Origin of the sequence: Roseivirga sp. 4D4, assembly GCF_001747095.1 — a bacterium.
GTDB lineage: Bacteria > Bacteroidota > Bacteroidia > Cytophagales > Cyclobacteriaceae > Roseivirga.
The window spans coordinates 874,945-889,045 of the sequence record NZ_MDGP01000001.1; the positions used below are offsets into that span (position 1 = coordinate 874,945).

The following is a 14,101-nucleotide window of genomic DNA, read 5'->3' on the forward strand; positions in this document are numbered from 1 at the left end:
GGATTTTTCACGAGAGAAAGATGAGTAAAAAAGTAACTAACAAAGTTTTATTTACACACTGAAAACAAGGTTATAGTACTTTGACTTGATTGTGCCATCAGAGACCCACCTCTAAGCCCCAAATAATCAAGAAAATGAAATAATTGAGATATAATCCACGTCCAAAGAAAGTAAAGAAGTTTATAAGAGGTTTTGGAAGTGTGATGAGTCGACCAAAAATCATTGACAGCACTGCTACAGCGACCATTCCAATAGTGTCGTCCAGAGCCATTTTAATATCTCTGAACATAAAAGAATCAATTTTGCCAAAATAGATCAGTATGTGGATTGGTATATAAATGAAAAATAAGACCAGAGACCAAGCCATCGTATTATATGCTCGATCAATACCCAAATCTGGGTCTCCATCTTCTGAGCCAATTACTCTACTAAACCGGGCTGGAACACCACCTACAGTGCCTGATAGGGTTTCGGTTCTATTTCTGTCCATTGCGATTAAGGCGAAAACCAGCATGGCTGGAGCGATTAGCCAAATGAACATGAATATCATTCCTCCATACCCATCTTGGAGCGCAGTCCAGAGGTAAATTACATATATGAGTAAGGCTAAAGCTACCGGGTACAAGAAATTTCTTATAAGCCTTCCCAAGCGCTCAATCATTCTGAGTAAATCTAATTTTGGTGATAGTTTGGTGAGAATCCAGAGCACTATGCTATATATTAATGATAGACTCAAAAATAAAAGCCCATTTCTTGTATGGCCCAATTCACTCATGATGGAGCGATAAAGAGTCTCATTTTTCGCTTTATTTTTTTTGGACGCCACCATTTGCGCATAAACTCTTTCCGATGGACAAAAGTAAGTGCGACCGACAATGTATTCTTCTTCTTTACCTTCCAATAGCTTTATCTTGAAATATCTACTATTTCTCGAATCTTGTACCTCACTTATAATCACTGCGGCTGTTCCGAAGGGGACCTTTCTGTCATCACGATAACGCTCCATTTGGACATACTCTTTCCCCTTGTAGCGTTCAACTGTTTCGCGGTAAATGATTAAATCACCACAAGAAATCACAGTGTCTCCTGCCGACAGTAAACTTTGTCCATTGACTTTTTTGTCGTAAGTAAATCCATAGTCGATACGAACAAGGGAAGAATCATAGGAGTACTTTCTTATTATATCTTCTTCACTGCATAGATCAAATTCTGAGACAAAGCCAGTTTTCCCTTTCAACCCCCCTGTTAAGACCTTGATGTGATATGAGAAATCTGACTTATAGTGTTTAAGAGTAAGAACCTTTTCACCCTCTTCAATCATTGGGGGGTTCTCTTTGAATTCCCTTTTCGCATTTGTACCCATGATTGCTCTAGAGCCACAAACCGTCAAAGTATCTTGCGCTCTAGTGCTTAAACTGCTTGTGAGGAGGGCTAGTATTAAAAACAATCTTAGGTGTGACATACTAATCTTATTTCAAGATGAGGGTTATTGTTAATCCGGTTTTTGAGGAATATGTCAATAAGTTCTCGGATAAGCAACTCAATTTGTCTCTCCTTAGGTCAGGAGAACCCAAGATGGCATGGACTTAGGGAGGCTACTCTTATCAGTCCAACGACAAGCTTTCAATATCCTTCAGCACCTTAATACCACTTCTTTTCATCAACTCGCTGGCATTAAAGTCTGTGCAAATACCTTCCGTGAGTTTATAATTAAAGCTCAATTCTCCATCGGCTATTTTACTGTTAAAGCTAAGGTTGGAAACAATCATATGTTTGCCCGATAGGTTCGCCAACTCCAGATCATGTGTGGAAACAATACCAAAAGCATTTAACTCGTTGAGTTGCTTGATTAAGGATACTCCACCCTTGTAACGATCCTCAGAATTGGTGCCCTTGAACATTTCATCCAACATAAAGAATATCGGTTCACCGCTGGTGATCAATGCGAGCAGTTGCTCTACTCTTTGTAATTCAGCATAGAAGGAAGAAACACCTTCTTCGAGGTTGTCTTTGGTACGCATACTAGTAAACATCTTCATATGCGATACCTGTCCTGATTTGGCACAACAAGGTGCGCCCATCAAGGCCAAAACAAGGTTTGTGCCCACGGTCCTGAGGAAAGTACTCTTACCCGCCATATTGGAGCCTGTGATCATGGTGATTTGTCCTTGCCCACTGAGATTGAAATCATTGCAGACCCTGTTTTCAGCATTGATCAATGGGTGCCCGAGTGTTTCGAACTGAATATGATAAGGTGCTTCTTTAATTTCTGGAAATGCAAAATCAGGATTTGAATAGGCAAAGCCTGCGAGGCTATTGAGGGCTTCGAATTCACTGATCGCCTCGACCCACGATTGAATGTGAGCCCTGTTTCTACTCTTCCATTGCTCTGCCTTGAGAATACAATAGATATCAAAAAGTAAGAACTGATTCAACAGACCATAGAACTTGTTGTTGTCACTTCGCTTAGTACCCCTTAGCTGGAAGAAACTGAGTATCTTCTTTAAACTGCCCATCTCATCGATGGCAGAAGAATCCTTCTGCTGCAAATCCTTTTGAAGCCCTTGAAGTCTCTTTGACTGAAACTCTTCGGATAGAATAGTCCGGGCTAGCATTTGATAACCGCCTAAGGTCTGAACATTCTGGTGGGTGCTGTCTATGATGTCTTCAGACAGTGGTGCTACCTTTTTAAGGATGCGGTAATTAAGAAACATCACAATCAGAAAGGGAGGGAGGTAGAACTTTAGATCGGGGGAAGTGGAGTTAAAGAAACTCAATAATCCCAAAGTCAACGCCAGTACACCCAAGACTACGCTACCCGCCAGGTAGACATTCTTTTTTGACAACAATTGATTGTCACCAGCGACCCAATTGAGAAGTTTTTGGTACTCGCTATTGGTATTGGCAAAAGGTAGCCCAGCCGCTTCAAATTCCTGTCTCCATACTATGTTAGGGTTCAACTCTTGTATTGCCTGCTGGCGCTCCAGAATTATGGGCTTAGTCGCTGGTCGGGATAGCCACTGTGCCAGCCGGAGACTGCCGGATTCTGTGGTGGTTCTATTTAAAAGTTGAAAGAGTGAGTGCGATCCAAAAATATCCAGATCGGCCATGTAAGCATGTTCCTCATCTAGCTGCGATAAACCCTTGTCAAAGCCTGAAAGCTCATTTTTTAGTCTGAGGAGCTCATTTTCGTTGATCTGCTTTAAGAAGTTAGCCCGCTGTTTTTGTCGCATTAATTCGTTGTAATGCTTCAACAAGGAGACAAAGACAAAAATGCAGATCGGGCCTACGACCCAAACAACTTCCAATAACCTTTCATTGGCCAGAATGATGATCAGAATAAATGAGAAGATAAAAGCGACTAGTCTCAGCAAAGAATACCTCCTAGTCTGCTCCTCCAGTGCTTCAGCCTCTTGCTTGTACTGTTCTATATGGTCTTGGTAAATCTTCACGGATTACTACTAGGATCGTGGTTCAGGTTTTTCCCATTCTAGTTGAAATTGATCTTGCCTAATTTCCAATTCTTTGAATTCTTCCAGATCTAAGGCTTGATCACTTAGTTGCCCGTAATCATCAAAAGGGTTTTTTGAATCATACCTCAGTCTCTTCCCATTCTGATAAACCTCAATTTGGCGAGTTGGAAAGTTATGATCATCAACTTCAAAGAACCAGACGGAAGTCCCCCATGAATCAAATTCATCACCTCTTGTTTCTTGCCAGTTCCGTTTAAAGTATCGAGGCATTAAGACTGAGAATAAAGAGTTTGCATTTTGGAAGATGATCAAAACCTTAGGAATTAGCAACTGAAGTAATATTATATAGCGATACTGCCGCCTCTTCCAAACCCCTCCAAAGGAGAGGACTTGTATATAGTTTTCGAAAGTCTCCCCTAAGGGGAGATTTAGAGGGGCTTTACTTGAAAGCCGGAATCCCGGTAATCTCAGCACCAAGAATTAGCAAGTGTATGTCGTGGGTTCCTTCGTAGGTTACCACTGATTCAAGGTTGGCCATATGACGCATCATTGGATACTCACCAGTAATACCCATACCACCATGAATTTGTCTCGCTTCTCTGGCGATGTTCAATCCTACTTCAACGGCATTACGCTTGGCCATAGAGATTTGCGGAGTCGTTTGTTTGCCTTCATTGAAAAGCTGACCTAGGCGGAGGTTGAGCAACTGTGCCTTGGTGATTTCAGTGAGCATTTCTGCCAGTTTCTTTTGTTGTAGCTGGAAGGATCCGATCGGTTTATCGAACTGGATTCGTTCGGCACAGTATCTTCTGGCAGACTCATAGCAGTCCATCGCGGCACCAATAGCTCCCCAGGCAATACCATATCGGGCAGAGTCAAGGCACATCATCGGTGCACCCAAGCCGCTCTTGTTAGGAAGTAGGTTTTCCTTAGGCACTTTCACATTATCGAAAACAAGCTCACCAGTGGTACTGGCTCTTAAAGACCATTTGCCATGGGTTTCTGGGGTAGAGAAACCTTCCATGCCGCGTTCTACGATCAAGCCATGAATACGACCAGTCTCATCTTTTGCCCAAACCACTGCAACATCGGCTTTCGGAGCATTGGAAATCCACATTTTGGCACCATTCAAAAGGTAATGGTCGCCCATATCTTTAAAGTTGGTGGTCATGCCTGAAGGGTTTGAGCCATGGTCTGGTTCTGTCAAACCGAAGCAGCCTAGCCATTCACCTGAAGCCAACTTTGGTAAATACTTATTGCGCTGTTCTTCGTTTCCGAATTTGTATATAGGGTACATCACCAAAGATCCTTGTACAGATGCTGTAGATCGCATACCCGAATCACCACGCTCAATTTCCTGCATGATCAGTCCGTAGGAGATATAGTCCATGCCACCACAACCATACTCAACGGGCAATTGAGGGCCGAAAGCACCTATCTCACCGAATTTCTTCACGATCTCGTAAGGAAAGTGATTATTCTCCGCCCAGCTTTCGATGTAAGGAGAGATTTCTCTTTTAACAAAATCACGCACTGCACCGCGCACCATTTTGTGCTCTTCTGTCAGTAAGTCATCCATACCATAGAAGTCGGGATGTTCAAAAACATCTTGCTTGGCAGATTTTTGAATTTTTGAAGAAGAATCAGTGCTCATAGTGATTTGTTTTCTGAATTAAATGTGGTCAATTTTGAGCCACTTTTTAATGTATGCAAACGTATGAACAACTCGGAAATCGACCAAGACATAATTGACAGAATTAAGAAGCTGGAAGCGAAGTATGAGGCAATGGGTCAAGATATGTCTTCCTATCTGGATGGCTTACTGCATGCCGACTTCTTAAAATATTGGGATTACATCAACCTTGATTCACTTTTAGGCCTTCAGCAACCCAAAACAGATTTTCCAGATGAGATGATCTTCATTATCTATCATCAGTCTACAGAGTTGTATTTCAAGTTGGCTATGTGGGAGCTGAAACAGCTTCATGAGCATGTACACCCTGATTTGAAGTTCTTTACTGCACGAGTGAAGCGTTTGAATAACTACTTCGAGCACTTATGCCACTCGTTCAGTATCATGACAGATGGTATGGAGCGAGAGCAATTCCTCCAGTTTAGAATGTCTTTATTACCTTCCTCTGGCTTTCAATCTGGTCAGTATAGGATGATTGAAATCGGCTCAACTAGCCTGATCAACCTGGTGAATAAGGATAAGAGAGATGAAGTCAGTGAAGATTCCTCTTTAGAGGAGCTCTATGATGCAATTTATTGGAAGACGGGTGCCACGGAACTCAAGTCTGGGAAGAAGACCTTGACACTCCAGCATTTCGAGGAAAAGTACTCGAAAGAGTTTATGCGCTTGGCGGAGGATGTAGAAACAACAAACCTATACGCGCTTTACCAGAAACATTACGCCAATGCAGAAGGTAATGATGAACTGAAGGCTGAACTGAGAAAGTATGATCTATTGGCTAACGTGGATTGGCCATTGGCGCATTATCGATCGGCAGTGCGCTATCTTCATAAAGACCCTGTAGATATTGCCGCTACCGGTGGGACAAATTGGCAAAAGTATTTGCCGCCCCGTTTTCAAGGGGTGATTTTCTTTCCAGAACTCTGGAGTGAAGAGGAAAGAAGAGATTGGGGTAAACACTGGGTGATACAACAACTTGGAGGAAAGCATTAGATAAGGATATTCCCGGCTACTCTTGTGCCGAAGCTTCAGCGCGGGAACTGGCGGGGGCAGGGGTGAAAATCCCCTTCCGTCCTGCGGACACCTTCCCCAAGGAAGGAGATAAAATTTGGCCATAAATAGGCTACAAGACCATGATAAAGACTGTAAAAACCACATTAAGCCCAGAGCAGGCTTACAATCCCGAGTTATTCGAGGAAACCATTCTCAAGAGAGCCCAAGTCCACTCGCCTGATGCGGAAGTAAGACCCGTAAGAAGGTCGATTGATGCACGATCACAACGCGTGAAAATCAATGTCGAAGCGCTCGTTTCGATCAAAGAAGACCTACCACCACTGATTTCTTACAAGCGAGACTATCCAAATGTGGCTAGTGCAGAACCGGTTGTGATTGTAGGATTTGGTCCTGCTGGAATGTTTGCAGCCCTGCGACTCATTGAACTGGGCTATAAGCCGATCGTGATCGAGAGAGGGAGTGATGTTCAGAAACGGAGAAGAGATATAGCAGCCATCAATAAGGACCATGTGGTTAACCCTGAATCCAATTATTGCTTTGGCGAAGGTGGTGCAGGTACTTACTCGGACGGTAAGCTTTACACCCGATCCAAAAAGCGAGGAGATATTCAAAAGTCATTGGAAATCTTGGTGGCACATGGTGCTACAGAAGACATTCTGGTAGATGCTCACCCCCATATTGGTACAAATAAGCTGCCCAAGGTGGTTCAGGAAATCCGTGAGTCAGTTTTAGGTGCTGGTGGTGAAATTCACTTCGATACCAAAGTGGCTGATTTCATTGTCAAGGAAGACGAAATGAAGGGAGTGGTCCTTGAAGATGGGAGTGAGGTAGAAGGACTAGGCGTAATTCTAGCAACAGGACACTCGGCCAGAGATATCTTTCATTTACTAGATAAGAAGAAGGTTTTGATTGAAGCCAAACCTTTCGCACTTGGCATACGGATAGAGCATCCACAACAATTGATCGATCGAATTCAGTATCACTGTGCTACCGATCGTGGACCATGGTTACCGGCATCATCATATGCCTTGGTGCACCAGACCAAGTACCAAGGCCAGCAAAGAGGTGTGTTCAGTTTTTGTATGTGCCCAGGAGGCTTTATTGTACCATCGGCAACAGCGCCCGGTGAAGTGGTCGTAAATGGCATGAGCCCTTCCAGACGAGATTCCAAGTTTGCCAACTCAGGCATTGTGACGGCAATTGAACTAGAGGATTTAAAAGACTATCAGAAGCACGGTAACTTGGCCGGGCTCGCCTTCCAACAGGAAGTCGAGCAGCGTGCCTGTGCGGTCGCTGGTGGAACACAAGCTGCTCCGGCTCAGAAAATGTCCGATTACATTAATGGCCATGTTTCCGGCACGCTGAATGATACTTCGTATCAGCCCGGCCTAGTATCGGTAGACATGAGTGAAGTCCTCCCAGAAGCCGTTCATATGCGCATGAAAGAAGGTTTAAGGGCCTTTGGCCGAAAGATGAAAGGTTATCTCTCGAATGAGGCCCAAATCGTTGGTGTGGAAAGCAGAACTTCATCACCGGTCAGAATTCCAAGAGATAAAGAATCTTGTGAACACCTTCAAATCAAAAGACTATATCCTTGTGGAGAAGGAGCCGGTTATGCCGGTGGAATTCTCTCAGCTGCAATGGATGGAGAAAAGTGTGCCGATCGATTGATCGCTGCGTATGGAAAGGTTAAGAATTAAGAATTAAGAATTAACTTTTGCTAGAAGCTAGAAGCTAGAAGCTAGAAGCTAGAAGCTAGAAGCTAGAAGCTAGAAGCTAGAAGCTAATCCTGTCCCTCCTTCATCATTTGGACAGCATCGGCAAGGCTCTGAACGATTTCCAGTTCTTCTTCACCTTCGGCTAGCGACTTCGCGATTTCGATATACTTATCAGCATCCTTATAATCACCCAAAAGGCCTTTGGCATAACCAATAATAGAATTCAATTCGAAATTCTTCTCGTCAATATCCAGTGCCTGCTTGAGGAGTTGTGTTGAGAATGCAATCATGTCGTTAGATGCATAGTTCTCGATAATCTCATAAGTGGTTGATAGGGCAAAGTCAGCCTTACTGTCATTTGAAAGATGGTTATTCATGTAAGAATTAACCTCTATTTTATAGCGCTCAAACTCACCACGTTGACCGTAATAAACAGATCGAGTCGAGAATCTGGCATTCGGGAGCTGATCGTTTTCAACAAAATGCGGTAGCACGTTGAGGACGATATCGTTCATCAACTGATCGTCACCATATTTGATGGCCAACTCTAGGTTGTCATTGTAAACAGCCGTCATGTAATCGTTATACTCATTGATGCCATGGGCTTCAACCAATAAGTCTTTATGGGTTGAGATGTATAGGTATGGATAACCGTTGAGTTGATTCTGATGTCTTGCTAGGAGCCAGATGTTCTGAAGGTCTAGAAAGTCTTCTTCTTTAAGTTTTTTGACATATGCTTTGGCTACCTCGCTGGCCTTAACCTCATCTGTCCCTTCCAAAATACCGATGAATTCAAGGTGCTCATCTCTGGTGATTGTATTAGCATCAAACTTCGCTTCCAGATCAGGCCGCCTGGAAATCATACGTGAAATCTCTTTGCCATAAGAAAGAAGTGCCTCAGCAGGTACAAAACCATCCACAACTTTGAATACCTGATCCTGCCCAGTCATAAAGAGCAAAGTAGGGTAGCCAGAGATGTTGAGTTGATCGGCTTTTGGGTACCCGAAATCGCTTTCGGCATCGAATTTCACATTGATAAAATTCTTGGAGTAGTAGTCAACGACTGATTGGTCTGTATAGACTTCCTTATCGAGTTTGTGGCAATAGCTGCACCAGTCAGTATAAGCATCCACGAACACCAGTTTGTTTTCGGTTTTGGCCTGATCGAAAGCCGCCTGCCATTCGTTGGCATTGGTTACCTCAATAAATGGAATTTGGACAAGGTCATTTGCCTTGACAAAGCTGCCTAACAATAGCAATATTCCAATCAGGTGAACTTTCATAACTCCTCTCAATGTTTCACAATCAACGCTGGGTATTTGCATTGATTATAATCAATGACAAAAATAGGCAGAAATAGTTCCATCTGTTGTTAATTTAGGTTAATGGGAAAAACAGTGATTGTAGGGAGTGTGCCAAAGGCTTACCGCTATGCACATCAAGCAGCAGTAATGCTAGAAGAGCGTGATTTTGATTTTATTCCGTTAGGAATACAAGAAGGAGAAGTGCTCGGCCGAGAGATATTGAATGTCAACAACAGACCTAAAATTGATGACGTTGAAACACTCACATTGTATATCAATCCAACCCGGCAAAAAGACTGGTATGACTACATGATTTCCCTTTCTCCAAAGCGAATAATTTTTAATCCCGGTACTGAGAATCAGGAGTTTAAAATTAAGGCCGAAAAAGCAGGTATTGAATGTATCGAAGCCTGTACTTTAGTTATGCTTTCGACTGGCGTTTACTAAGCTTTTTTTCCTTATATTCGTGCTTTGTTTTTGGGTAGTCCGAACCCACTTTTTCTTGGGATCAGCCAAGACGGATTTTAACCCTAAAAATTATTGTTTTCGAAAGATCTATGAGCGAAGAAAAAGCGAATCAGAAAAAAGATTATTCAGCAGGTAATATTCAGGTTTTAGAAGGATTAGAGGCGGTTAGGAAGCGTCCTGCTATGTATATAGGTGATGTAGGAATTAAAGGTCTGCACCACATGATTTGGGAGGTAGTTGATAACTCAATTGATGAAGCGTTAGCAGGTCACTGTGACACCATATCTGTAGTCATTGAAGAAGATAATTCTATCACCGTCCAAGACAACGGTAGAGGTATCCCTACAGGGATGCACCCGAAGGAGAAAAGATCGGCATTAGAAGTTGTAATGACAGTACTCCACGCAGGAGGTAAATTCGACAAGGATACTTATAAAGTTTCTGGTGGATTGCACGGTGTTGGTGTGTCATGTGTGAACGCACTTTCTTCTATGTTAGAAGTGACTGTCCACAGAGAAGGAAAGGAATTTAAGCAAGAGTATTCTAAAGGTATTCCGAAATACCCTGTTAAGGAAACGGGTAAGTCCAGTTCGAATGGTACCAAGGTTCACTTCTTACCAGACACAGAGATTTTCACAGTTAGTGAATACAAGTATGAGACGGTTGCTTCGCGATTAAGAGAATTGGCCTTCTTGAATTCCGGGATAACAATTACCCTTGAAGACAAACGAGAAACTGATGATGACGGAAACTTCTTGTCTGACACTTTCCATTCTGAAGGCGGCCTGACCGAATTCGTTGAGTACTTAGATGAGACGAGAGAAAACCTAGTAGACGAACCGATCTACATTGAAGGAGAAAAGAATGGTGTACCCGTTCAGGTAGCCATGACTTACAATACGTCATACTCTGAGAATGTGGTGAGTTATGTGAATAACATTAATACCATAGAAGGAGGTACACATGTATCAGGATTTAGAAGGGCACTTACAAGAACACTGAAGTCCTATGCCGATAAATCTGGATTGCTGGATAAAGTAAAGGTTGAAATCAGTGGTGATGACTTTAGAGAAGGACTGACAGCTGTAATTTCTGTGAAGGTGGCTGAGCCTCAGTTCGAAGGTCAGACAAAAACGAAACTAGGTAACTCAGAAGTTACTGGAGCAGTTGAGTCATCCGTGGGTGAGACTTTGAGTACTTATCTTGAAGAGAATCCTAAAAGTGCTAAGCAGATCGTTTCTAAGGTCATCTTGGCAGCTCAAGCCAGGCACGCTGCGCGAAAAGCTCGTGAAATGGTTCAGCGTAAGAATGTACTCTCGGGTACAGGTTTGCCAGGTAAGCTTGCCGATTGCTCCGAAAAGGACCCAGGGTTATGCGAAATCTACCTTGTGGAGGGAGATTCTGCTGGTGGTTCAGCTAAGCAGGGACGAGATAGGAATTTCCAGGCCATTCTGCCTTTGAGAGGTAAGATACTTAATGTTGAAAAAGCCCAAGAGCATAAGATATATGACAATGATGAGATCAAGAATATGATCACAGCATTGGGTGTCTCTTTCGGTACGGAGGAAGACGAGAAGGCATTGAATATGGAAAAACTACGCTACCATAAGATCATCATCATGACGGATGCTGATATTGATGGTAGTCATATTCGTACTTTGATTCTAACCTTCTTTTTCAGGTATATGAGGCCATTGATCGATGCAGGTTATATCTACATTGCCTTACCACCGCTTTACTTGTTGAAGAAGGGTAAAGACCAGCGATATTGCTGGGATGAAGCACAACGTGCCATCTTGACAAGAGAAATGGCTGGTGAAGGGAAAGAGGATACTGTGAATGTGCAGCGATACAAAGGTCTGGGCGAAATGAACCCAGAGCAACTTTGGGAAACGACCATGGATCCTTCTCACAGAAGCTTGAAGCAAGTTACAATTGACTCTGCGGCTGAAGCAGATCACTTGTTCTCAGTCTTGATGGGAGATGAGGTAGCACCTCGAAGAGATTTCATCGAGAAGAATGCCAAGTACGCCAAAGTCGATGTTTAGCATTTTTAGAAACGATATAAAGAGGGACTTCGGTCCCTTTTTTTATGCATTCATATTCCCAACAGTGCATCGGGTATGTGTTTCTCGTACAACATCTGCATAATGCCATCCTTAAGACCGACATCAGGTACGAGAATCTCTTGAGCTTTAGCGGCCTTCATGGCACTTAGATAAATGTTCCCTGCGGGAACAATCACATCGGCACGATCTGGATTAAGTCTTAGTCTGTTGATCTTTTCATCAGTCGAGAGGTCTTTTAGAAATTCCAAAGTCACCTCTAAATTGTCGATTTCGGCTAGTCGCTCTTTGGTCGATTTATGACTGAGTTCATAAAGCTTTTGGATATTGCCTCCCGTGCCGATCGCTTTAATTTCTTCAATGTTGTTACCAAGGTTGTCCTTAATCCAGGAGGTCATTTTCTCCATTTCAGTATAAGCAGACTCCAGTTCTAATGTTCTCACGGAGCCTAATTTGAAGGATTGGGAATTTAGATTGGACCTGTTGTTTATGATATTCAACTCAGTACTTCCACCACCAACGTCAATATGGAGAAAGGTGTCTGGGGGCAAGTCTTTTAGCACCACATTGTTGATGAATTTGGCCTCTTCATCACCATCAATGATATGAATGTGTAGGCCCAAAAGTTCCTTCACGCTGCGAACGATACTTCTGCCATTCTGAGATTCCCTCATGGCAGAAGTAGCACAGGCATAATAGTCATCAACTTCGTATAGATCGATTAATAACTTAAAAGCGTTCATCAGCCTGAAAAACTTATCCTCCTTTTCAGGGCCAATGCTTCTATTTTTGAAAACATCATTTCCAAGTCTAAGCGGAAATCTAATGTATTCTAATCGCTTGAAAGAGAGTTCTCCATCATAGTTGATCACATTGGTTACCTGAAATCTAATGGCGTTTGAGCCAATGTCAATTGCAGCTAATTTCAATTCTTATAGTTTACAGCAATTAATTTATTCATTTCACGCTGTTTTGTTGGGCAGGCTTGGTAATTTATTCACAAAGCAACGCTGAGAATACTTAACAAATTCTTAATGCAACAATGTTGCGCCTTTCGGTCGAATAAGAGTTATTAGTTTATGAAGAACTCCATTTTTCTAACGCTCCTGATGGTTTGTCTCCTCACAAGCTGTTTCAATACGCCCCCTCCAAGCTTTCCGGAAGGAGACGTAGTAGGTTATGAACCAGTTTATCTAACCGAAGTTGACAATAGCATAGCACTCACAGCTACACGGCCAGTAGAAGACCCAGGTCAAATCTATGTGTTAGGAGATTTAGTTTTCTTGAATGATGTGGGAAAGGGTATTCATATTATTGACAATGCTGATCCATCTAACCCTGTAAATCGAGGTTTTCTTCAGGTTCAGGGTAGCGAGAACATGGTCATTCGAAATGGAATTGTCTATGTGAATCAGTACAACTCCTTATTGGCAATAGATGTGAATGATCCGGATAATATTGAGATCATCTCAAGAGACCTCGATGTGCTAAAATCAGGTGAGTATGATGATCAGCTGCCACCACTTTCGGGCTACTATTTCGAATGCCCAGATGAATCGAGAGGAATCATTGTTGGTTGGAGATTAACGACCATCACAAACCCTAAATGCTACAAGTGATGAAGAAGACAATCCTATTACTTATAACACTTGCCTTTTTTGCTTGTAGCGATGACGCCAATGACTTCAGTCCTGAACTGTCTGGTACAGGTACCGGTGGATCGCTGGCCAAGTTCACTGTTATAAACAATCACTTGGTAGTCTTAAATGGTCAGAATGTCCGTAACTACACCATAGAACCTGGAGGAGAGTTGACCTTTGTTAATGAAGTATTTGTAGGAGGGCAGTTAGAAACCATATTCCCGTACGGTAACAATAATCTGTTGGTTGGCAGCAGCAATGCTGTTCACTTTCTAGGGATTCTAAGTGATGATAGAATTGGTTACATATCTTCTTACGAGCACTTGACCGCTTGTGATCCGGTGGTGGCGAGAGATGGTATTGCATTTTCGACTCTTAAGATTTCGGATTGCAGGTCAGGAACAATAGACTTCTTGGAGGCTATCGATATATCTGATATTGAGAACCCCAAAGTACTTCGAGTGTATGAAACACGATCGCCATTTGGCTTGGCTGTAAGTAATTCCCGACTATTTGTTTGTGAGAAAGGCGGATTGACCATGTATCACTACACCGATACAGGAACTTTGACTGAGATAGACTTCAAGGAGTTACCAGGTGCAATTCCCTTAGATGTAATTATATCAGACACGAACCTTATTATTAGAACTGATAATGGTTTCTATAATATAACCTATGGTGATACGAGTTTAGGTGCTGTTCAGGGAAGCGTAACTGCTGATTAA

General features: G+C 42.6%; 12 protein-coding genes. 6 read left to right on the forward strand and 6 right to left on the reverse strand.

The genetic code is table 11. The annotated features are described in order from the left end of the window. Positions 1 to 97: 97 nt before the first annotated feature. The 4 genes from BFP97_RS03810 to BFP97_RS03825 all read right to left on the reverse strand — a co-directional run bounded on the left by BFP97_RS03810 (position 98) and on the right by BFP97_RS03825 (position 5,127). Positions 98 to 1,462 carry a hypothetical protein gene (locus BFP97_RS03810; protein ID WP_139135173.1) on the reverse strand — a complete coding sequence of 455 codons (1,365 nt, stop codon included), beginning with the start codon at positions 1,460 to 1,462 and terminating at the stop codon, positions 98 to 100. Positions 1,463 to 1,604: 142 nt separating this feature from the next. Then, entirely contained in the window at positions 1,605 to 3,452 is a 1,848-nt protein-coding gene (locus BFP97_RS03815) for a MutS-related protein (protein WP_069841140.1), read from the reverse strand. A gap of 9 nt (positions 3,453 to 3,461) precedes the next feature. Beyond that, positions 3,462 to 3,743 (reverse strand): hypothetical protein, encoded by a 282-nt coding sequence (locus tag BFP97_RS03820; RefSeq protein ID WP_069841141.1) that lies wholly within the window; start codon positions 3,741 to 3,743, stop codon positions 3,462 to 3,464. A 169-nt stretch (positions 3,744 to 3,912) separates the two neighbouring features. Next, positions 3,913 to 5,127: an acyl-CoA dehydrogenase family protein gene (locus BFP97_RS03825; protein ID WP_069841142.1), complete on the reverse strand. Its 1,215-nt coding sequence runs from the start codon at positions 5,125 to 5,127 to the stop codon at positions 3,913 to 3,915. A 63-nt stretch (positions 5,128 to 5,190) separates the two neighbouring features. On the opposite strand from BFP97_RS03825, the gene BFP97_RS03830 reads away from it, so the two are divergent. After that, a complete protein-coding gene (locus BFP97_RS03830) occupies positions 5,191 to 6,159 on the forward strand; it encodes a tryptophan 2,3-dioxygenase family protein (protein ID WP_069841143.1) in 969 nt (322 codons plus the stop codon). Between the two features lie 140 nt (positions 6,160 to 6,299). Next, the gene (locus tag BFP97_RS03835) at positions 6,300 to 7,880 is read left to right on the forward strand and encodes an NAD(P)/FAD-dependent oxidoreductase (protein ID WP_069841144.1); all 1,581 of its coding nucleotides are present in this window, start codon (positions 6,300 to 6,302) and stop codon (positions 7,878 to 7,880) included. An 83-nt stretch (positions 7,881 to 7,963) separates the two neighbouring features. Here the strand turns inward: BFP97_RS03835 and BFP97_RS03840 are convergent, their stop codons facing one another. Beyond that, positions 7,964 to 9,181, reverse strand: coding sequence for a thioredoxin family protein (locus BFP97_RS03840; protein WP_170827397.1), 1,218 nt, complete (start codon positions 9,179 to 9,181; stop codon positions 7,964 to 7,966). 102 nt (positions 9,182 to 9,283) lie between these two features. On the opposite strand from BFP97_RS03840, the gene BFP97_RS03845 reads away from it, so the two are divergent. Together BFP97_RS03845 and gyrB are read left to right on the forward strand one after the other, a co-directional pair. Beyond that, positions 9,284 to 9,649 (forward strand): CoA-binding protein, encoded by a 366-nt coding sequence (locus tag BFP97_RS03845; RefSeq protein ID WP_069841146.1) that lies wholly within the window; start codon positions 9,284 to 9,286, stop codon positions 9,647 to 9,649. A 110-nt stretch (positions 9,650 to 9,759) separates the two neighbouring features. Continuing rightward, positions 9,760 to 11,718 carry a DNA topoisomerase (ATP-hydrolyzing) subunit B gene (gyrB, locus tag BFP97_RS03850; protein WP_069841147.1) on the forward strand — a complete coding sequence of 653 codons (1,959 nt, stop codon included), beginning with the start codon at positions 9,760 to 9,762 and terminating at the stop codon, positions 11,716 to 11,718. A 50-nt stretch (positions 11,719 to 11,768) separates the two neighbouring features. Here the strand turns inward: gyrB and BFP97_RS03855 are convergent, their stop codons facing one another. Beyond that, entirely contained in the window at positions 11,769 to 12,665 is an 897-nt protein-coding gene (locus BFP97_RS03855) for a Ppx/GppA phosphatase family protein (protein WP_069841148.1), read from the reverse strand. A gap of 150 nt (positions 12,666 to 12,815) precedes the next feature. Between BFP97_RS03855 and BFP97_RS03860 the strand changes: the two genes are divergently transcribed. Continuing rightward, positions 12,816 to 13,355 (forward strand): hypothetical protein, encoded by a 540-nt coding sequence (locus BFP97_RS03860; protein ID WP_069841149.1) that lies wholly within the window; start codon positions 12,816 to 12,818, stop codon positions 13,353 to 13,355. Then, a complete protein-coding gene (locus BFP97_RS03865; RefSeq protein ID WP_139135174.1) occupies positions 13,355 to 14,101 on the forward strand; it encodes a hypothetical protein in 747 nt (248 codons plus the stop codon). Before BFP97_RS03860 ends, BFP97_RS03865 begins: the two co-directional genes overlap by 1 nt.

What these genes read in the sequence shown, in the direction of transcription:
- BFP97_RS03860 (WP_069841149.1), top strand. Translation starts at nt 12,816, where the DNA reads ATGAAGAACTCCATTTTTCTAACGCTCCTGATGGTTTGTCTCCTCACA.
- BFP97_RS03830 (WP_069841143.1), top strand. Translation starts at nt 5,191, where the DNA reads ATGAACAACTCGGAAATCGACCAAGACATAATTGACAGAATTAAGAAG.
- gyrB (WP_069841147.1), top strand. Translation starts at nt 9,760, where the DNA reads ATGAGCGAAGAAAAAGCGAATCAGAAAAAAGATTATTCAGCAGGTAAT.
- BFP97_RS03810 (WP_139135173.1), bottom strand. Translation starts at nt 1,462, where the DNA reads ATGTCACACCTAAGATTGTTTTTAATACTAGCCCTCCTCACAAGCAGT.
- BFP97_RS03835 (WP_069841144.1), top strand. Translation starts at nt 6,300, where the DNA reads ATGATAAAGACTGTAAAAACCACATTAAGCCCAGAGCAGGCTTACAAT.
- BFP97_RS03845 (WP_069841146.1), top strand. Translation starts at nt 9,284, where the DNA reads ATGGGAAAAACAGTGATTGTAGGGAGTGTGCCAAAGGCTTACCGCTAT.
- BFP97_RS03865 (WP_139135174.1), top strand. Translation starts at nt 13,355, where the DNA reads ATGAAGAAGACAATCCTATTACTTATAACACTTGCCTTTTTTGCTTGT.
- BFP97_RS03840 (WP_170827397.1), bottom strand. Translation starts at nt 9,181, where the DNA reads ATGAAAGTTCACCTGATTGGAATATTGCTATTGTTAGGCAGCTTTGTC.
- BFP97_RS03825 (WP_069841142.1), bottom strand. Translation starts at nt 5,127, where the DNA reads ATGAGCACTGATTCTTCTTCAAAAATTCAAAAATCTGCCAAGCAAGAT.
- BFP97_RS03820 (WP_069841141.1), bottom strand. Translation starts at nt 3,743, where the DNA reads ATGCCTCGATACTTTAAACGGAACTGGCAAGAAACAAGAGGTGATGAA.